Below are 18,243 nucleotides of genomic sequence, written 5' to 3'. Positions count from 1 at the left end.
GGGGCGAAGACGCGGGGCTGTCGCGATAATCCCGCCATGGCCATCCGCGAAATCCTCAAGATGGGCGACCCCCGGCTGCTGCGCATCGCGCAGCCGGTCGCCGCCTTCGACACCGACGAGCTGCACCTGCTGGTGCGCGACATGTTCGAAACCATGCATGCGGTCAATGGCGCCGGCCTAGCCGCGCCGCAGATCGGCGTGGACCAGCAGCTCGTGATCTTCGGCACTGATGTCGTGAACCCCCGTTATCCCGATGCGCCGCCGGTGCCGCGCACCGTGCTGCTCAATCCCGTCATCACGCCGCTGGACGACGAGGAAGAAGAGGGCTGGGAAGGGTGCCTGTCGGTGCCGGGCCTGCGCGGCGTGGTGCCGCGCTTTGCCAACATCCGCTATACCGGGTTCGACCCGTACGGCGACCCGATCGACCGGGTCGCCACCGGCTTTCATGCGCGCGTGGTGCAGCATGAAGTCGATCACTTGCTGGGCAAGCTCTACCCGATGCGGGTGCGCGATTTCTCGCGCTTCGGCTACACCGAGGTTCTGTTTCCGGGCCTCGATGCAGCCGACGACGACTGATCGAACCTGATCAGTTGTATTTGCTGCTGAGTGCGAAGCGGCCACCGCCCATGAAGGCGAGAGCCAGCGCCGCGAACAGGAACATGCCTTGCAGTTCCAACGCCCAGCCGCCTTGCTTGCCGAGTGAGGTCAGGTCCTTCATATGGACCAGCGCGAATGCCACCAGCATGTTGATGACCACGATCCACGCGGCGGGACGCGTGTAGAGGCCGATGATCAGCAGCACGGGCGCCACCACCTCGCCGATGTAGACCAGATAGGCCAGCGCGCCCGGCAGCCCGTGCTGGGCCAGCATGCCGGAGATGAAGCCGACGCCGCCTTGCAGCTTGGCGATGCCGTGCAGCAGGATCAGGACGCCAAGCGAAACGCGCAGGATGAACTTGCCGGTGTCGTCGGATTTGACCATTTGTGTGGATTCCATTGGAGTGGTTGATTGGAGGGCCGTATGGTAGTGAACCTGCGACGCTTCGAGCCAGCTTTTGCGGCGCATATGCATCCAACCCGGAGTTCTTTGGCAGAGTCTGGTGTCGGCCCGTACACTGCCTTTTGCCTACTGTTGAGGAGAACACACCAATGAACAATCGATTCCGCCCGGCCCTGCTCGCAGCCGCCTCTGTCATCGCCTTGACTGCGGCCGCACCGGCCTTCGCCGGCAAGACACTCGACGCGGTCAAGCAGCGCGGCACCGTCAAGTGCGGCGTGACCAACGGCGTGGCGGGCTTTTCCGCGCCAGACACGCAGGGCAACTGGTCGGGCCTCGACGTCGACACCTGCCGCGCCATCGCGGCCGCCGTGCTCGGCGACGGCAAGAAGGTCGACTTCGTGCCGCTCAACTCGCAGCAGCGCTTCTCGGCCCTGCAGGCCGGCGAGATCGACATCCTCGCGCGCAACACCACCTGGACGCTCACGCGCGACGCCTCGCTGGGCTTCAACTTCACCACCATCACCTACTACGACGGCCAGGGCTTCCTGGTGCCGAAGAAGCTCAAGGTGACGAGCGCCAAGCAGCTCAAGAACGCGACCATCTGCACGCAGTCGGGCACCACCAACGAGAAGAACGTTTCCGACTACTTCCGTGCCCAGAACATCCCGGTGAAGACGGTCGTCTTCGAGAGCTTCGAGGCTTCGTTCAAGGCCTTCTTCTCGGGCCGCTGCCAGGCCTTCACGACCGACGCCTCGGCGCTGGCCGGCCTGCGCAACAAGGAAGCGCCGAACCCCGACGACTACATCATCCTGCCCGAGCTGATCTCCAAGGAGCCGCTCGCGCCCCTGGTGCGTCGTGGCGACGACGAGTGGTTCGCCATTGCCAAGTGGGTGCCCAACGCGCTCATCGAGGCCGAGGAATTCGGCGTTACCCAGGCCAATGCCGACGAGCTCAAGGCCAGCAGCAAGGATCCGGCGCAGCAGCGCCTGGTCGGCACCGGTGAAGACCTCGGCAAGCTGCTGGGCCTGGACAAGGACTGGTCGTTCCGCGCGATCAAGGCCGTAGGTAACTACGGCGAGATGTTCGAGCGCAACGTCGGTCCCAAGTCGGTGCTGAAGCTGCCACGCGGCTCCAACAACCTCTGGAGCAAGGGCGGTCTGATCTACGCACCCCCGGTTCGATGAACGGCGGGGCCTCGCGCCGCGGGGTCTGGCTGGCGTGGGCCGTCCAGACACTGCTGGTGCTGGCCGTGGTGGCCGGCGCAGTCTGGGTGGTGCACCATGCGCTCGAGGTGCTTCGCGCGCGCGGGGTTCGCTCGGGCTTCGACTTTCTTACCGAGCCCGCGGGCTTTTCGATCAGCGAAGGTTGGCTCGACTTCGATGCGAGCCAGCCGTTCTGGCGCGCCTTTCTCGCGGGCCTGATCAACACGGTGCGCGCGGCCGTGCCGGCGGCGATCTTCTCGGTAGTGCTCGGCACGCTGATCGGCATCGGACGGCTCGCGCCGCACGTGCTGCTGCGCGGCATCTGCACCGCGTACGTCGAACTGCTGCGCAACGTACCGCTGCTGGTGCAACTGCTGATGCTGGCCTTTGCCATGGCCAACCTGCTGCCCGACCCGACCGAGCCGGTTCGGCTGCTGCCGGGTGTGTGGCTCAGCAAGGGCGGGCTCAGCGTGCCGTGGCCCATGGTGGGCGAGGGCGGTCTGCACTTCGAGTTTCCCGAGCGCGGTGACTTCGGCGTGAGCGGCGGCGCGGCGCTGAGCCCCGAGTACGTGACCATCGTCGCAGGCCTGAGCTTCTATTCGGCCGCCTTCGTGGCGGAAATCGTGCGGGCGGGCATCCTGTCGGTGTCGCAGGGACAGGTGCTCGCAGGGCAGGCGCTGGGGCTGTCGCCGGTGCAGCAACTGCGCATCGTCGTGCTGCCGCAGGCGTTGCGGGTGATCGTGCCTTCGCTCACCAACCAGCTGTTGAGCCTTACCAAGAATTCGTCGCTGGCGGTGGCGGTGGGCTATCCGGAACTGGTGTCGGTGGCCAACACCACCATCGGCTCGAACGGCCGCGCCTTCGAGTGCATCGCGATCATCATGGCGGTCTACCTGCTGCTGTCGCTGCTGATCTCCTTCGGCATGAATCGCTACAACGCGCGCGTCGCGCTGCGGGGCTGGCGATGAGGAACGTTGCACAAGGCCCCATCGCATGGCGCAGCGAACTCTGGGGTTCGCCGCTGCGCTCGCTTGCCACGGTGCTGCTGCTGGCGCTGCTGGCGTGGGGCGGCTTCCACGTCATTGAATGGGGCATCGTGCATGCGGTGTTCCGGGCCGACGCCGAGGCCTGCCGTGCTGTTCAACATGGCGCCTGCTGGGGCGTGGTGGCCGAGAAATGGCGGCCGATGTTGTTCGGGCGCTTTCCGTATGAGGAGCAGTGGCGGCCTGCTATCGCGGTGGTCGTGCTGTCCGCCGTCACGATGCTCAGTGCGTGGCCGCGCAGCTGGCGCTGGTGGCTGGTGCCGCTCTGGGCCGTCGCATTGCTGCTGTTCGTACTGTTGATGCGCGGCGGCGTGCTCGGCCTGGCCCAGGTGCCGACGAGCCGCTGGGGCGGCCTGCCGCTGACGATCGGGCTGGCGGTGGTGGGGCTGGCGCTGGCCTTTCCGCTGGCCTTGCTGCTGGCGCTGGGGCGCCGCTCGGGCTGGCCCGTGGTGCGCACGCTGAGCGCGAGCTACATCGAGCTGGTGCGCGGCGTGCCGCTGATCTCGGTGCTGTTCATGGCCTCGTTCCTGCTGCCGCTGCTGTGGCCGGCCAGATGGCAGCCCGACGTGCTGGTGCGGGTGCTCGCGGGCCTCGTGCTGTTCGTGGCTGCCTATCTGGCGGAAATCATCCGCGGTGGCCTGCAGGCCGTACCGCGCGGACAGACCGAAGTGGCCATGGCGCTGGGCTTCGGCCGCTGGCCGGTGCAGCGCGACATCGTGCTGCCGCAGGCGCTGCGCCTCGTCGTGCCCGCGCTCACCAACAGCGTGGTCGGCACGTTGAAAGACACCTCGCTCGTCACCGTGGTCGGCCTGTTCGAGCTGACCGGCGCGCTGGGGCTGGCGCTCGGCGGCGATCCGACGTGGCGGCCGTTCTACCTCGAGGGCTATCTCTTCATCGCGGCCGTGTACTGGGTGCTGTGCTTCGGGCTCTCGCGCTACAGCGTGTGGCTCGAAAAACGGCTCTCGGCTGCGCCCTGAGCCGGACGCCGCCGGGCTCCTGTACACTCCGGGCCTTCATGTCGAGCCACAACTCCCACTCCGCATCCAACGCAGCCCTGATGGCTCGCATGATGCCGCCTGCCTCCGCGCAGGCGATGGTTGTTGCTCGAATGATTACCACCATTACCACCGCGGTCACCTGACACGCGCAGGTGGCCGTTCCGGCAGCCACCTGGTGTATCGCTCTCTCCCCGAACGAATGAACCCAGCTCTGGCAGCTGGGTTTTGTTTTTTCGTCTGGAGATGTCCATGTACCGCGATCCCGTTGAATCCCTCGAGCCCCTGCACAGTCGCGCCGCGGCCATTCGTACCCTGCGCGTGGGGATGATTGGCATCGGCACCGTGGGCTCCGGCACCTTCCGCGTGCTGGCGCGCAACCGGGCCGACATCGCGGCGCGTGCCGGCCGTTCGATCGAGCTTGTGATCGTCGCCGCGCGCAACCTGGAGCGGGCCGCCGGCATCGTGGGAGAGGGCGTTCCGCTCACGGCCGACGCGATGCATGTGGCCACGCACCCCGATGTCGACGTGGTGGTGGAAGTGGCAGGCGGCACAGGCCCGGCGCGCGACTGGGTGCTGGCCGCCATCGCGCACGGCAAGCACGTGGTGACGGCCAACAAGGCCCTGCTGGCAGTGCACGGCACCGAGATCTTCGCGGCCGCGCGGGAGAAAGGCGTGGTCGTGGCCTACGAAGGGGCGGTGGCAGTGAGCATCCCCATCATCAAGGCGCTGCGCGAGGGCCTTGCGGCCAACCGCATCGAATGGGTGGCGGGCATCATCAACGGCACCACCAACTTCATCCTGAGCAAGATGCGCGACGAGGGTCTCGACTTCGTCGCCGCGCTCGCGCAAGCACAGGCGCTGGGCTACGCGGAAGCCGACCCGACTTTCGACATCGAAGGCATCGACGCCGCCCACAAGCTGACCCTGCTCGCCGCCAACGCTTTCGGCATGCCGCTGCGCTTTGCCGACGCGCAGGTGGAAGGCATCACCGCCCTGCAAGGGCTGGACGTGGCGTGTGCCGAACAGCTCGGCTACCGCATCAAGCTGCTGGGCGTGGCGCGGCGGCAAGCATCTGGCGTCGAACTGCGCGTGCAGCCCGCGCTAGTACCCGCAGACCACCTGATGGCGCACGTGAAGGGCTCGATGAACGCCGTCATGGTCAAGAGCGACGCGGCTGGCCTCACGATGTACTACGGCGCGGGCGCCGGCTCGGAGCAAACGGCTTCGGCCGTGATCGCCGACCTCGTGGACGTGGCGCGGCTCGATGGCGTCGACGCCTCGCAGCATGTGCCGCACCTGGGCGTTCACGCGCATGCGACGAATGCCTTGTCGGTGCTGCCGCGCGCGGCCGTCGATACCTCGCACTACCTGCGTGTGCCGGTGCACGCGGTCGGCCAGATCCAGGCGGTCGCCGCCTGTCTCGCCGCGCAGAAGGTGCCCGTGCGGCAGGTAGCACTGGCGGCCGAATGCTCCGGCACCGGGCCGCAGGTGCTGGTGCTGACCGGGCCTGTAGTGCAGGGCACGCTCGATCTCGCGGTGCATGCGCTCCAGGCGCGGAACGAAGTGGCCGGCCCGGTGGTCACGCTGCGCGTGGAAGCGTTGGAAGGCTGATCAAGCCGCCCGGATCTGCAACCCCAGCGCGACCGCATCGCGCTGCGGCGTCCGGGTGGCCAGGCTCACCACCACGACCACGGCCGCATTGATCGCCATCGCGATCAGCCCAGCTTCCCACTGCGGCACCGCGGTCGCCCAGAACTTCGCCGCGAACGGCGCCAGCAGCGCGACGAAGCCCGCGACCAGGCCGGCCAGCACGCCGATGGCGCTCGTGCGCTTCCACAGGAACCCGAGGAACACACCCGGCGCGAGCATGCCGATGGCCGAATAGGCGTCGAGCAAAATCTTCACCAGCGAGCCCTTCTGGCTGATCGACAGCCATACCGCAATCGCCGCGAACACCACCAGCGAGCCGCGCGAGAGGGCCAGCGACCCGCGCTCGCCCAGCCCCGGGCGAAACGGCCGCACCACGTTGCGCGTGAAGATCGAGCCCGCCGTCAGCAGCAGCAGCGAACCCGGCGCCAGCGCCAGCAAAAAACCCGTGCCCGCCAGCAGCCCGACCGTCCAGGCCGGGTAGCGGTCCGACACGAACTGCAGCAGCGCCGCGTTCAGGTTGCCGCCCGGCGGTTGCGTGTTCGCCAGCAGGGCCGCGAAGCCGAGCAGGATGATGAAGAAGTAGGCCAGCGAATACAGCGGCTGCCAGATCGCGTTGCGCCGGATGGCGGTGGCGCTGTGCGCCGTGTACGACATCTGGAACAGGTGCGGAAAGACCCAGTTGCCCAGCGCGATGTTGATGGCCGAGGTCATGAGCCAGATCGCCGTGGTGGGGGAGGTGGCGTCCAGCCCCGGGAACTTGCCGATGCCCGGGTGCTTGGCTTCCGCCATCGAGAACAGATCCATCAGCGAGGCTGCGCCAACCTTGCTGGCCACCGTCACGCTCAGCAACACCACGACGACGACCATGAGGATGTCTTTCACGCCGGCTGCGAAGGCGGCGGAGCGCACGCCGGCCGCGAACACGAAGGCGATCATCAGCGCGCCCGCGCCGATGGTTGCGGCTTCGCTCGAGATGCTGTTGCCCAGTGTGAGCTGCACGATCAGCCCGAGGCTCACGAGCTGGATCTGCACATACACGACCAGAGACGCGATGCCCACAACGCCGGTCAGCACGCCGAGCCAGGGCGCGTCGTAGCGCGTGGCGAAGAAGTCCGATTGCGTGAGCAGCCCGCGCAGTCGTCCCGCGCGCCAGATCTTCGGCATCAGCCAGTAGCCGACCGCGTAGCTCATCGAGACGGAACAGAACGCGAGGTACGCGGGAGCTCCCAGCGCCCAGGCGTAGCCCGAGATGCCGAGCACCGCGAAGGTGGTGTAGACCTCGCCCGCATTCATGAACCAGAACACGAGCGTGCCGAGGCTGCGGCCGCCGACGGCCCAGTCCGCAAAGCTCTTGCCGTGGCGCGTACGGCGGCCGTAGGCCATGGCGCCTGCCACGGTGGCGAGCAGGATGGCGAGGACGATTGCGAGCTTCATACCGCGCCGTCCTTACCAGCGTTGTCGGCTTTCAGGCTGTTGTCGAGGAAGTCGGCCTCTTCGGCTTCCACGCCGGCCCGGGCGTCGAGCCTGAAGACGATCGCGATCACCACGCTCGTGAGCACGATGCCCGCCATCTGCCAGAACATGGGAAAGGGCATGCCGAAAGGCCTGGCCGCGATGTCGTTCACCGCCGGCGCGAGGCAGGCCTGCCAGACGAAGGGGAAGACCAGCAACCATCGATGGCCGAGGCGGGGTGAATCGCTGCTGCGCGCGGGAGGGGTATCGACCATCTCTCTGCTCCTGTAAAGTGATACTGCACAAAAACTGGCTGGAGTGTGCAATCGGATTGTCAAAAAGCGCAAGCTGGATTTCAGCCATTGCCCGAAGAAATGCCAATGCACGAATGTGACGCGAGTGCACCATTGACGTGCAGTCACACAGCACATACCATCGCCACCAAATGAAGCCACACTGCACAGATAACGGAGCGACCGGATGATCGGCGAGCGATTGAAAGAGCTGCGGACCGTGCGCGGCCTGTCCTTGCGCGAGCTCGCGGCCCAGGCCGGTGTGTCGGCCACGCTGCTCAGCCAGATCGAGCGCTCGGTCACCGACCCGAGCCTCGAAACCATGCGCCGCCTGGCCGGCGTGTTCGGCGAATCGGTCTCGTCGTTGTTCTCCGAGCCCGCGCCGCCCTCGGTGTGGATCAGCCGTCCGGGCGAACGCTCGCTGCTCACCGCGCCCAAGGGGCAGGTCGGGTACGAGCGCCTGACAGCCGGCAATGGCCAGCTCGAAGTGCTGCGTGCCGTGCTGCAGCCGGGCCAGGTGTCGGCGGACGAACCGCGCGGCCATGCATCGACTGAGTGCGTGTATGTGGTCGCGGGCGCGCTGGTGGCGCAGATCGCGGGCGTCGACTATCCGGTGCTGGCGGGCGAGAGCATCTCGTTCGACTCGCGCCTGCCGCATCGCTACCTGAACCAGTCGCAGGCCCCGACCGAAATCATCCTGTCGGTGACGCCGCCCAACCCCTGAGCACCCGAGGCACATGATGAACCCCGACCCCAGTTTCACGCTCCACGACCTGCGCGTCGAAGTCGTCGCACCGGAAGGCGCCCGCATCTATTGCGGCGCCAAGGTGGGCGACTATTTCGAGCTGCGCGGCGAGATGCTGCATCTGCCCGAGGGGCAGGGCTTCTCGATCTATTCGCTGGGCGCCTTGTTGCCGCTGCTGGCCGCCAAGCAGCGGCCCACCGACGCGAACGACTGGATGAGCACCGACGCCGAGGTGGCCTGCCCTGATCCGAACTGCCCCTCGCGCTTTCGCATCACCCGCATGGGGCTGCGCACTTTTCGCCACGCCGACACCACGGCGGTTGTCCATCCATCGAACGAGTCTTCATGAATCCCTCGCAGCATTCGCACCATCGCATCGAGCTCGCGCCCGGCTATGAAATTTCCCGCCTGCTGAAGGGCGGATGGCAACTGGCCGGCGGCCACGGCGACGTGGATCACGCAGGTGCCATCGCCGACATGGCGGCCTACTACGACGCCGGCATCACCACCTTCGATTGCGCCGACATCTACACCGGCGTGGAAGAAATGATCGGCGAGTTCCGCGCCGACTACCTGCAGCGCCACGGCCGCGACAGCCTCTCGCAGCTGCGCGTGCACACCAAGTTCGTGCCCGACCTCGCCATCCTGCCGACCATCGACAAGCGCCAGGTCGAGCAGATCATCGATCGCTCGCTGAAGCGCCTGCGCATGGAGCGGCTCGACCTCGTGCAGTTCCACTGGTGGGACTACGGCGTGCCGCGCTATCTCGAGGTTGCGCACTGGCTCCTGGAACTGCAGCGCGCCGGCAAGATCGACCGCGTGGGCGGCACCAATTTCGACACGGCGCACGTGCGCGAACTGGCCGACGCCGGCGTGCCGCTGTTCAGCATGCAGGTGCAGTATTCGCTGCTCGACCAGCGGCCCTTGCCGCTGATGACGCCGTACTGCGAGCAATCAGGCATGAAGCTGCTGTGCTACGGCAGCGTGGCCGGCGGCTTCCTCTCGGAGCGCTGGCTCGGCGTGAGCGATCCGGGCCAGTCGTTCGAGAACCGCTCGCTGGTCAAGTACAAGCTCATCATCGACGACTTCGGCGGCTGGGACCTGTTCCAGCAACTGCTGGTGCAGCTGAAGCAGATCGCGCTGCGGCATGGCGTGTCGATTTCGACCGTGGCGATGCGCTGGGTGCTGCAGCAGCCGTCCGTCGCGGCAGTGATCGTCGGCGTGCGGCGCGGCGACCACCTGGCGGATCACCTGAAGGTGCTTGACCTGCAACTCGACGCGGCCGACCTCGCGGCGCTGGATGCAGTGCTCTCGCAGCGCAGCGCGCCGAGCGGCGACGTCTACGCCGTAGAGCGCGACCTCGAAGGCCGCCATGGCCGGATCATGAAGTACGACCTGAACGACAAACCGCATTGAGTTCGGCGTAGCCGGTGAGCGGGTCGTGCGTGCGCGCGAACTGCCAGTCGGGCAGCACGGCGACGAGGATTTCCGCCGTGGTGCGCACTGTGCATCCGGGTGCGGCATGGCCGCCGAAAACTCGGCCCTCGGCATCCGACACGCTGATGTGAAGATGCGAGCCGTCCGGCGACAGGCTGCCCGCCAGCGTGAGGATTTCCAGGTCGCCTTCGATGCGCGCCGCGTTCTCTGCGCCTGCAAACCGGATGCTCGCCCCGCTCAGGCTGCCGATGCCTGAGACCACGAACGCCGCGTCGGCACCGCCTCGCTTCAATGCTGAATCGAGCGACGCGCGCAGATCGTCGCCGGGGTTCAGTCGCAGCACCAGCGTCTGCATGCGTTCAGGCTCCCGAGAGCGCCCCATCCACCACCTGCTGCGCCTCTTCGAGGATGCGCGCGAGGTGTTCCTTGCCCTTGAAGCTCTCGCCGTAGATCTTGTAGATGTTCTCCGTGCCCGAGGGCCGCGCGGCGAACCAGCCGTTGTCGGTCACTACCTTCACGCCGCCGATGGCCGCGCCGTTGCCCGGCGCATGGCTCAGCACATTGACGATTTTGTCGCCCGCCAGCTCGGTCGAACGGATCTGTTCCGGCGAGAGACTCGACAGCCGCTTCTTCTGCTCGACGGTGGCGGCCGCATCCACGCGGTCTGACACCGGCTGGCCCAGCGCCCGCGTCAGCTCGGTGTAGCGCTCGCCCGGGTCACGCCCGGTGCGCGCAGCGATCTCGGCCGAGAGCAGGGCGGGCACCAGGCCGTCCTTGTCGGTGGTCCACACCGAGCCGTCCTTGCGCAGAAAGGTCGCGCCCGCGCTTTCCTCGCCGCCGAAGGCCAGCGAGGCATCGACCAGCCCGTCTACGAACCACTTGAAGCCCACCGGCACCTCGTACAGCCTGCGGCCGAGCCGTGCGGTGACGCGGTCGATCATCTGGCTGCTCACCACCGTCTTGCCGACAGCCGCCTGCGCCGGCCATTGCGGGCGGTGCGTGTAGAGGTAGTCGATCATCACTGCGAGGTAGCTGTTGGGTTGCATCAACCCGGTGCTGCCCGAGACGATGCCGTGGCGGTCGTGGTCGGTGTCGCAGGCGAAGGCGATGCCGAAGCGGTCCTTCAGTTCGATCAGCTTGTGCATGGCGTCGGGCGAAGACGGGTCCATGCGGATGCGGCCGTCCCAGTCGAGCGACATGAAGCGGAAGGTCGGGTCGACTTCCTGGCTCAGCACGTTCAGGCGCGTGAGCTTGTAGCGCTCGGCAATCGCGGGCCAGTAGCGCACGCCCGCGCCGCCCAGCGGGTCGACACCCAGGTCGAGGTTCACGTCGCGGATCGCGTCCATGTCGAGCACCTGCGCCAGGTCTTCGACGTAGGTGTTCAGATAGTCGTGCCGGTGCGTGGTCGATGCGCGCAGCGCCTGCGCGAGCGGCATGCGCTTCACGCCTTCGAGCTTGTTGGCCAGCATCTTGTTGGCCGCGGCCTCGACGGCCGAGGTGATGTCGGTGCCGGCCGGTCCGCCGTTCGGCGGGTTGTACTTGAAGCCGCCGCTCTCGGGCGGGTTGTGCGAGGGCGTGATGACGATGCCATCGGCCAGCCCGCTTGTGCGTCCACGGTTGTAGACCAGGATGGCGTGCGACACGGCCGGCGTCGGCGTGTATTCGTCGTCCTTCGAGATCATCAGCTCGACGCCGTTGGCTGCGAGCACTTCCACCGCGCTGCTGAAGGCCGGCGTGGACAGCGCATGCGTGTCGATGCCGAGGAAGAGCGGACCGTCGATGCCTTTCTGCTTGCGGTAGTCGCAGATGGCCTGGCTGATTGCCAGCACGTGCCATTCGTTGAATGCATCGTCGAAGGAGGAGCCGCGATGCCCCGAGGTGCCGAAGGCCACGCGTTGGCTCGGCACCGACGGGTCTGGCCGGCCGGTGTAGTAAGCCGAGATCAGGCGCGGCACGTTGACCAGCAGTTCGAGAGGGGCGGGCTTTCCCGCGAGAGGGTTGGTTGCTTGGCTCATGTCGATGGAAAGTCAAAGTTGATCAGGTCGCCGATGCGTTCGACGGTGATGTCGGCAGGGGCGTAGGCGGCAATGGCCTGCTCATCAAGTGCATAGTGCCCTTGCCGCACGAAGACCGTCGTCAGACGAGGCCCCCAGATGGCCTTCATGGCCGAAAGAATGCGCAGCTTGTCGTCCACCATCACGTAGTGCTGGGCGGGGTGGCACTGCTCGATGGTGTCGAGCATCTGTTCCTTGTGCACGTAGATCAGCACGCGGCCCTCGGTGGCCTCCCACAGGCCCGAGCGCTGCACCTTGCGCGGCTGGAACACCACGTCGCCATCAGACAGGATCACCGTGGGCCCGTGCCGGCGCAGATGCTTCAGTGCTTCCAGCGCGCCGGGGTAGAGCCGTTCGGCAAAGGGGTAGTCGATGAGAAAGCTCGACATCAGCAGCAGCCGCGAATCGCTCATGCCGCGGCGGCTCTCTTCGGCGCGGTAGCGCTGCAGGGCGCCGAGGTAGTCGACGTAGCCGAGCTCGCTGCGCAATTGCTCGAAGGCCACCCAGTAGCGGCCGGCGCTTTCGGCGCCGAAGGCCTGTTCGAGATGGGCGCGAAGATCGGCCACGACGCGGTCGTTGTCGAGCAGGGTGTTGTCGACGTCGATCAGGAAAACGGTGGCAGGAGGAGGTGTCATGGATGTGCGGCCAAAGTGCCTGAACTTGGGGGCCCGAACTGCGCGTGTCGCGGCCAGCATACGCCTTGAATGGCCCTGAATGCGACGCCAGACAGCCGTCGCGTGAATTGGTCGCCACTTTGCGGACCATCGACTTAATCCCTGCCGCGGGACTGTCCCCGGAGTCGAATAAGCTTCCGCCCAGATTGAAGAAGAAGGAGCAAGACAGATGCGCATCACGAACGGTCGACTCCGGGCCGGCTTGCCGGCTGCGGCCCTGGGCCTCTTGCTGGCTGGCTGCCAGACACCTCCGGCCGACCGGCCCCTGACATCGGAAGTGCCTGAACCCCCGAGCTTCGTCACGCCGCCGGAAACCTGCCAGGCCACGGCCGTGCGCTTCGGCCTGGGGTTGCGCATCAGCCAGCAACTGCTGGAAGAAATGCGCCAGCGCTCCGGCGCCCGCGTGGCACGCACCGTGCTGGCCACCGAAACCGCCGACCCGGCGCAAGACATGACACGGCTCAACGTGCAGGTCGAGCCCACCGGGCGCGTGGTAGGTGCCTATTGCGGCTAGCCACACTGTATGCACGAGTGTTGTTCGTACACCTCGTCTGTAACAAAATCTCACTGCAAGGTGTGGAACGGCCCGGATTGGGAGAACAATAGCCCGCGACTTTCGGAGCCCCAGTCTTTTGTCGAACCAGCAACCCACAGTCTCCTTGCCGTCGTACTACGACGGGTCGGCACGTCTTCCGCCGGATGAAGTGCTGCGCCCGTTGATGGCCGACTGGGCCCGCGCCGGCAAACGCCTGGCTGCCGTCTGCTACATCGACGTCGACCGCTTTGCCGAGCTGAACGATCACCTCGGCATGGTCGCGGGCAACGCCGCCCTTGAAGAGGTGGCCCGCCGTATCAAGGCCCAGCTGCCGCGCGAGAGCGTGATGGCCCGCGTGGGCGGCGACGAGTTCGCAGCCCTGTTCGCCGGCATCGGAACCTCGCAATGCACCCAGGTGCTCGAGCGCATCCAGGCCTCGCTCGGCGAGCCCTGGAGCTGGCGCGACCAGACGGCCAGCATCGACGCGAGCATCGGCGCCATGCTGCTCGACAGCAACGGCCCGCCACCAGAGACAGCCCTGCGCCAGGCGCAGCACGCGGCCTTCTTCGCCAAGCGCGCGGCCGACGGCAAGGTGCATTACTTCGACGCGCCCCAGGCGCGCGCCGACGAGCAGGTGGTGCGCGAGCGCCAGCGCATCCAGGAAGGCCTGCTGCAGGGCGAGTTCTTCCTGGTCTACCAGCCCAAGGTCGACATGCGGCGCGGCGTGGTGGCCGGTGTCGAGGCGCTGATCCGCTGGCAGCACCCCGAGCGCGGCCTGTTGCCGCCGGCGCAGTTCGTGCCGCTGATCGAAGACGACCAGCTGGTCGAGCAGGTGGGCGACTGGGCCATTGCCACGGCCCTGTGGCAGGCGCATCAGTGGCGCCTGGCGGGCCTGCAGATTTCGGTGAGCGTGAACGTGGCGCCGCGCCACATGATGCGCTGGGACTTCGTCGAACGGCTCGCGCGGCACCTGGCGCAGTTTCCGAAGATGGGCGTGGGCATGCTCGAGCTCGAAATCCTCGAGACCACGGCGATCAGCCAGTTTGCGAACGTCGCGTTGTTCGTCGAGGCCTGCAAGATGCTGGGCGTGGGCGTCACCATCGACGACTTCGGCACCGGGTATTCATCGCTCACCTACCTGCGGCAATTGCCGGTGTCGACCGTGAAGATCGACCAGTCCTTCGTGCGCGGCATGCTCGACAACGACCAGGACCGAGCCATCGTGCAGGGCATCGTCGCGCTGCTCCACGCGCTTGGCCTCACGGCCGTGGCCGAGGGGGTTGAAACGGTGAAGCAGGGCGAAGCGCTGCTTGCGCTGGGCTGCACGCTGGGCCAGGGCTACGGCATCGCGATGCCGATGGCGGCCAAGGACGTCGTGCAATGGGTGGCGCAGTATGAGCAGGCTCCCCTGTGGGGCGCCGATACGGCGGCGCTGCCTGCCACCTCGTCCGTTTAGTCGCGTTCAGTCAGACAGGGCTTCCCCGGCGTCGCGGACCATGCCGCGGCGGCTGTGCTTGACGGCGTACATGGCGGCATCTGCCTGCCGCAGGGCCTCCTCGGCGGAGGTGGTGCGCGGGTCGACCGCCACCACGCCGACGCTGGCGCCTGCGTAGTCGATCGTCATGCGCTTCAGCCGCAGCTCGCCGATGGTGTTTTCCGCCAGGCGGTCGGCCAGCGCCCGCGCCCCGGTGCGCGGCGATTCGCCCAGCGCGGGCCCCAGGCCGATCACCACGAACTCGTCGGAGCCGAAGCGCGCCAGCATGTCGCTTGCGCGCACCGAGTTCGCGAGCTGTTTTGCCATGGCCGCGAGGAATTCGTCGCCGATAGCGTGGCCGTGCGCGTCGTTGATCTTCTTGAAGTCGTCCAGGTCGACGAAACCGACCAGCACGCTCTGGCCGCTGCGCGCACCTTGCGCCAGCATGCGCTGCAGCGCGTCGACGAGCACGCGGCGGTTGGGCAGGCCGGTGAGGGCGTCGATGGCGGCGTGCGTGGCGAGTTCGGCATTGGCCTTCCTGAGCTTCTCGACCAGCAGTTCGCGCTCTACCTGCTGCCCGATCAGCCGCGCGAACAGCCGCAGCACTGGCTCCGCTTGTGGCGGCAAGGGCATTTGCTGTGCGCTGGCGGCGCACAGGGCGCCGAAGAGCTCGCCGCTGTCGGTTTTTACCGGGGCACTCACGCAGGTCTGGATGCCGAGCTCGTGGGCGGCATCGGCGTCGCCCCAGCAGCCGCCGGCGTCGTCGGTGTAGGTGCGGTCTTCTTCGAGGGCGTGCCGGCAGAGCGTGTTGGCCCAGGGCACGAAGGTTCCCTCGGGAATGGTCAGCAGCTCGCCGGTGTTGTGGGCGAAGAGGATGTGCTGGCGGCCCTTGTCCGGGTCGACGCTCACGAGGTAGGCCGACTCCAGCCCCGTGGCCGCCTCGAGCATTTCGAGCATCGGGCGGGCGAGGTCTTCCAGCGTCTTGGCGGAGGAGACGCAGTCGGATAGCTGTTCGATCAGGGATTCCATGGCCGACATTCTGAGGGGATAGGTTGTTTTCAGGAGGCCAGGGCTTCCATGAGTTCGGTCTCGATGGCCAGCTGGGTCTTCTGGCCCTGGAGTTCGGGGCCGCTGATCAGGAAGGTGTCTTCCACCCGCTCGCCCAGCGTCGTGACCTTGGCGAGCTGCAGATTCAGGTGATGGCGCGCCAGCACCCGGGCCACCGAATACAGCAGGCCGGCGCGGTCGCTCGCCGAGATGTTGAGCAGCCAGCGCTGCGCCTTGTCGTCGGGCAGCAGGCTGATGCGCGGCTTGATCGGAAAGCTGCGCACCCGGCGGGACACCCGGCCCATGCTGGGCGGGGGCAGGGCGCCGGCTTCGGTGAGCGTTTGCGCCAGGCCCGACTCGACCATGCTGATCAGGTCGCGGTAGTGGTCCGGCAGGAAGGTGGTCACCACCTGGAAGGTGTCGAGCGCGTAGCCGTTGCTCGTGGTGTGCACCTTGGCGTCGAGGATGCTGAAGGACGACTGGTCGAAGTAGCCGCAGATGCGCGCGAAAAGGTCGGGTTGGTCGGGCGTGTAGACGACCACCTGCAGGCCTTCGCCCACCGGCGACAGGTGCGCGCGCACGATGGGCGGTGCCTTCGGGTCGATCGGCACGTTGGGCGGCGGTACGAAGCGCGAGAGCTGCTTGGCGTGCCAGGCGATCTCGGTGGCGTCGTGGCGCATGAAGTAGCCGACGTCGAGCGTGTCCCACAGGGCCTTGTGCGCTTCGAAGCGCTGGGCGTGCAGGGCCAGCTGCACCAGCGCCTCGCGCTTGCGCGACTCGACTTCGGCGTCCGGGTCGGGCATGCGGCCGCCCAGCGCGCGCAGGGTGTAGCGGTACAGATCTTCGAGCAGCTTGCCCTTCCAGGCATTCCACACGCGCGGCGAGGTGCCGCGGATGTCGGCGATGGTCAGCAGGTAGAGCGCGGTCAGGTAGCGCTCGTTGCCCACGCGCTTGGCGAATGCGCCGATGACTTCGGGATCGCTCAGGTCCTGCTTCTGGGCGACCTGGCTCATCACCAGGTGCTCGGCCACCAGGAATTCGATGAGCTTCGCGTCTTCGCGGGCAACGGCGTGCTGCTTGCAGAAGCGCTGCACGTCGCGTGCGCCCAGCGTCGAATGGTCGCCGCCGCGGCCCTTGGCAATGTCGTGGAAGAGGGCGGCTACGTACAGGATCCAGGGCTTGTCCCAGCCGGCTGCCAGCTGCGAGCAGAACGGGTACTCGTGTGCATGCTCGGCGATGAAGAAGCGCCGCACGTTGCGCAGCACCATCAGGATGTGCTGGTCCACCGTGTACACGTGGAACAGGTCGTGCTGCATCTGCCCCACGATGCTACGGAACACCCGCAGGTAGCGCCCCAGCACCGAGGTCTGGTTCATCAGCCTGAAGGCATGCGTGATGCCGTAGGGCTGTAGCAGGATCCGCATGAAGGTCTCGTGGTTGACCGGGTCGTTGCGGAACTTGCTGTCCATGATGTGGCGCGCGTTGTAGAGCGCGCGCAGCGTGCGCGCCGACAGGCCCTTCACGCCAATGGTCTTCTGGTACAGCAGGAAGGTTTCGAGCACCGCGTGCGGCTCGCGCTCGTAGAGGTCGTCGCTCGCAATCTCGATCAGGCCGGCGCGCTCGTAAAAGCGCTCGTTGACGGGCGTGTGCTGCTCGTCGCTCGGCTGCAGGCGCTCGGAAATGTTGAGCAGCAGGATCTGGTTGAGCTGCGAGACCGCCTTGGCGGCCCAGTAGTAGCGCCGCATCAGCGCCTCGCTCGACTTGCGCTGCGATTCGCTTTCGTAGCCGAAGCTGGCTGCCACGGCGGTCTGCAGGTCGAACACCAGGCGGTCTTCGCGGCGGTTGGCAATCACGTGAAGCCGCGCGCGGATGAGCGAGAGCAGCGCTTCGTTGCGCTTGATCTGCTGCGCCTCGAAGGAGGTGGCCAGGCCGTTCTTGGCGAGGTCGTCCCAGCGGCTGCCGTAGCCGGCGGCCTTGGTCATCCAGAGGATGGTCTGCAGATCGCGCAGGCCGCCCGGTGACTCTTTGCAGTTGGGCTCCAGCGCGTAGGGCGTGTTGTCGTACTTCTGGTGGCGGTGCCGCATTTCCTGCGACTTGGCTACGAAGAAGGCCTGCGGGTCGATCGCGCGGGTGAAGCGGCGGCGAAAGGCCGTGAAGAGCTTCTTGTCGCCTGCGATCAGCCGCGCTTCGAGCAGCGAGGTCTGGACGGTGACGTCTTTCTCGGCCTCGGCCAGGCATTCGTCGACCGTGCGCACGCTGGAGCCGATTTCCAGGCCCGCGTCCCAGCAATGGCCGATGAAAGCCTCGATGCGGGCGGGGTCGATGGCGTTTTCGTGGTCTTCGGGCGGCAACAGCAGCAGCACGTCGACGTCGGAATACGGAAACAGCTCGCCGCGCCCGAAGCCGCCCACGGCGGCCAGGGAGAGCGAGTCACCGAAGCCGGCGTCGCGCCACAGCGTGCAGAGCGTTTCGTCGGCCAGTGCCGAGAGCTGGCGCAGCACCGTGTGCACGCTGCGGGTAGGGGCGCGCGCGAAGCGCAGGGTGTCGAACAGCGCGAGCTTTTTCGCGCGATAGGCTTCGCGCAGCGTCGCCACGTCGATGTTGGCTGCTTCGATCACGGCGGGGAGACGCGTTGCCGC

At 67.0% G+C, this 18,243-nt stretch carries 18 protein-coding genes; 10 read left to right on the top strand and 8 right to left on the bottom strand.

Features of this window, described 5'->3' with window-relative positions; genetic code table 11:
- Window positions 1-36: 36 nt before the first annotated feature.
- Window positions 37-576 (top strand): peptide deformylase, encoded by a 540-nt coding sequence (gene def, locus ACZYSP_RS03250; RefSeq protein ID WP_056590568.1) that lies wholly within the window; start codon window positions 37-39, stop codon window positions 574-576.
- A 10-nt stretch (window positions 577-586) separates the two neighbouring features.
- Here the strand turns inward: def and ACZYSP_RS03245 are convergent, their stop codons facing one another.
- Window positions 587-982 carry a DoxX family protein gene (locus ACZYSP_RS03245; RefSeq protein ID WP_093073981.1) on the bottom strand — a complete coding sequence of 132 codons (396 nt, stop codon included), beginning with the start codon at window positions 980-982 and terminating at the stop codon, window positions 587-589.
- A gap of 167 nt (window positions 983-1,149) precedes the next feature.
- On the opposite strand from ACZYSP_RS03245, the gene ACZYSP_RS03240 reads away from it, so the two are divergent.
- The 4 genes from ACZYSP_RS03240 to ACZYSP_RS03225 all read left to right on the top strand — a co-directional run bounded on the left by ACZYSP_RS03240 (window position 1,150) and on the right by ACZYSP_RS03225 (window position 5,854).
- Entirely contained in the window at window positions 1,150-2,184 is a 1,035-nt protein-coding gene (locus ACZYSP_RS03240; RefSeq protein WP_093073983.1) for an amino acid ABC transporter substrate-binding protein, read from the top strand.
- A complete protein-coding gene (locus ACZYSP_RS03235) occupies window positions 2,181-3,170 on the top strand; it encodes an amino acid ABC transporter permease (RefSeq protein ID WP_093073985.1) in 990 nt (329 codons plus the stop codon). Before ACZYSP_RS03240 ends, ACZYSP_RS03235 begins: the two co-directional genes overlap by 4 nt.
- Window positions 3,167-4,222: an amino acid ABC transporter permease gene (locus tag ACZYSP_RS03230; RefSeq protein WP_093073987.1), complete on the top strand. Its 1,056-nt coding sequence runs from the start codon at window positions 3,167-3,169 to the stop codon at window positions 4,220-4,222. Before ACZYSP_RS03235 ends, ACZYSP_RS03230 begins: the two co-directional genes overlap by 4 nt.
- A 270-nt stretch (window positions 4,223-4,492) precedes the next feature.
- The gene (locus ACZYSP_RS03225) at window positions 4,493-5,854 is read left to right on the top strand and encodes a homoserine dehydrogenase (protein ID WP_093073989.1); all 1,362 of its coding nucleotides are present in this window, start codon (window positions 4,493-4,495) and stop codon (window positions 5,852-5,854) included.
- Here ACZYSP_RS03225 and ACZYSP_RS03220 read toward each other — a convergent pair whose 3' ends face one another.
- Both ACZYSP_RS03220 and ACZYSP_RS03215 read right to left on the bottom strand, forming a co-directional pair.
- Entirely contained in the window at window positions 5,855-7,327 is a 1,473-nt protein-coding gene (locus tag ACZYSP_RS03220; protein WP_093073991.1) for a sodium:solute symporter family protein, read from the bottom strand.
- On the bottom strand, window positions 7,324-7,620 hold the full coding sequence (locus tag ACZYSP_RS03215) for a DUF3311 domain-containing protein (protein WP_093073993.1): 297 nt from the start codon (window positions 7,618-7,620) through the stop codon (window positions 7,324-7,326). The genes ACZYSP_RS03220 and ACZYSP_RS03215 overlap by 4 nt, the downstream gene beginning before the upstream one ends.
- A gap of 205 nt (window positions 7,621-7,825) precedes the next feature.
- Between ACZYSP_RS03215 and ACZYSP_RS03210 the strand changes: the two genes are divergently transcribed.
- The 3 genes from ACZYSP_RS03210 to ACZYSP_RS03200 are packed head-to-tail and all read left to right on the top strand — an operon-like array spanning window position 7,826 to window position 9,799.
- The gene (locus ACZYSP_RS03210; protein WP_093056923.1) at window positions 7,826-8,362 is read left to right on the top strand and encodes a cupin domain-containing protein; all 537 of its coding nucleotides are present in this window, start codon (window positions 7,826-7,828) and stop codon (window positions 8,360-8,362) included.
- A 16-nt stretch (window positions 8,363-8,378) separates the two neighbouring features.
- A complete protein-coding gene (locus ACZYSP_RS03205) occupies window positions 8,379-8,732 on the top strand; it encodes a TIGR04076 family protein (protein WP_256216629.1) in 354 nt (117 codons plus the stop codon).
- On the top strand, window positions 8,729-9,799 hold the full coding sequence (locus tag ACZYSP_RS03200) for an aldo/keto reductase (protein WP_093073995.1): 1,071 nt from the start codon (window positions 8,729-8,731) through the stop codon (window positions 9,797-9,799). The genes ACZYSP_RS03205 and ACZYSP_RS03200 overlap by 4 nt, the downstream gene beginning before the upstream one ends.
- On the opposite strand, the gene ACZYSP_RS03195 is transcribed toward ACZYSP_RS03200, so the two are convergent.
- From ACZYSP_RS03195 to ACZYSP_RS03185, 3 genes are read right to left on the bottom strand one after another with little or no spacing between them, the layout of a single operon-like run.
- On the bottom strand, window positions 9,765-10,175 hold the full coding sequence (locus tag ACZYSP_RS03195; protein WP_093073997.1) for a PPC domain-containing DNA-binding protein: 411 nt from the start codon (window positions 10,173-10,175) through the stop codon (window positions 9,765-9,767). The two genes, ACZYSP_RS03200 and ACZYSP_RS03195, sit on opposite strands and share 35 nt — an antisense overlap.
- A 4-nt stretch (window positions 10,176-10,179) precedes the next feature.
- On the bottom strand, window positions 10,180-11,835 hold the full coding sequence (gene pgm, locus ACZYSP_RS03190; RefSeq protein ID WP_093073999.1) for a phosphoglucomutase (alpha-D-glucose-1,6-bisphosphate-dependent): 1,656 nt from the start codon (window positions 11,833-11,835) through the stop codon (window positions 10,180-10,182).
- Window positions 11,832-12,509, bottom strand: a complete 678-nt coding sequence (locus ACZYSP_RS03185; protein WP_093074001.1) for an HAD family hydrolase — start codon at window positions 12,507-12,509, stop codon at window positions 11,832-11,834. The genes pgm and ACZYSP_RS03185 overlap by 4 nt, the downstream gene beginning before the upstream one ends.
- Before the next feature lie 208 nt (window positions 12,510-12,717).
- On the opposite strand from ACZYSP_RS03185, the gene ACZYSP_RS03180 reads away from it, so the two are divergent.
- Window positions 12,718-13,062, top strand: coding sequence for a hypothetical protein (locus tag ACZYSP_RS03180; protein ID WP_093074003.1), 345 nt, complete (start codon window positions 12,718-12,720; stop codon window positions 13,060-13,062).
- 145 nt (window positions 13,063-13,207) lie between these two features.
- Window positions 13,208-14,539 carry a putative bifunctional diguanylate cyclase/phosphodiesterase gene (locus ACZYSP_RS03175; RefSeq protein ID WP_257014728.1) on the top strand — a complete coding sequence of 444 codons (1,332 nt, stop codon included), beginning with the start codon at window positions 13,208-13,210 and terminating at the stop codon, window positions 14,537-14,539.
- A 6-nt stretch (window positions 14,540-14,545) separates the two neighbouring features.
- Here the strand turns inward: ACZYSP_RS03175 and ACZYSP_RS03170 are convergent, their stop codons facing one another.
- Both ACZYSP_RS03170 and ACZYSP_RS03165 read right to left on the bottom strand, forming a co-directional pair.
- Entirely contained in the window at window positions 14,546-15,586 is a 1,041-nt protein-coding gene (locus tag ACZYSP_RS03170; protein ID WP_093075173.1) for a sensor domain-containing diguanylate cyclase, read from the bottom strand.
- Window positions 15,587-15,615: 29 nt separating this feature from the next.
- A complete protein-coding gene (locus ACZYSP_RS03165) occupies window positions 15,616-18,222 on the bottom strand; it encodes a [protein-PII] uridylyltransferase (RefSeq protein WP_093074007.1) in 2,607 nt (868 codons plus the stop codon).
- Window positions 18,223-18,243 lie beyond the last annotated feature (21 nt).

It is taken from the genome of Variovorax sp. F042 (assembly GCF_057814215.1).
The sequence above is the reverse complement of the archived record's forward strand: the minus strand, read 5'-3'. Positions and strand labels throughout refer to the sequence as shown.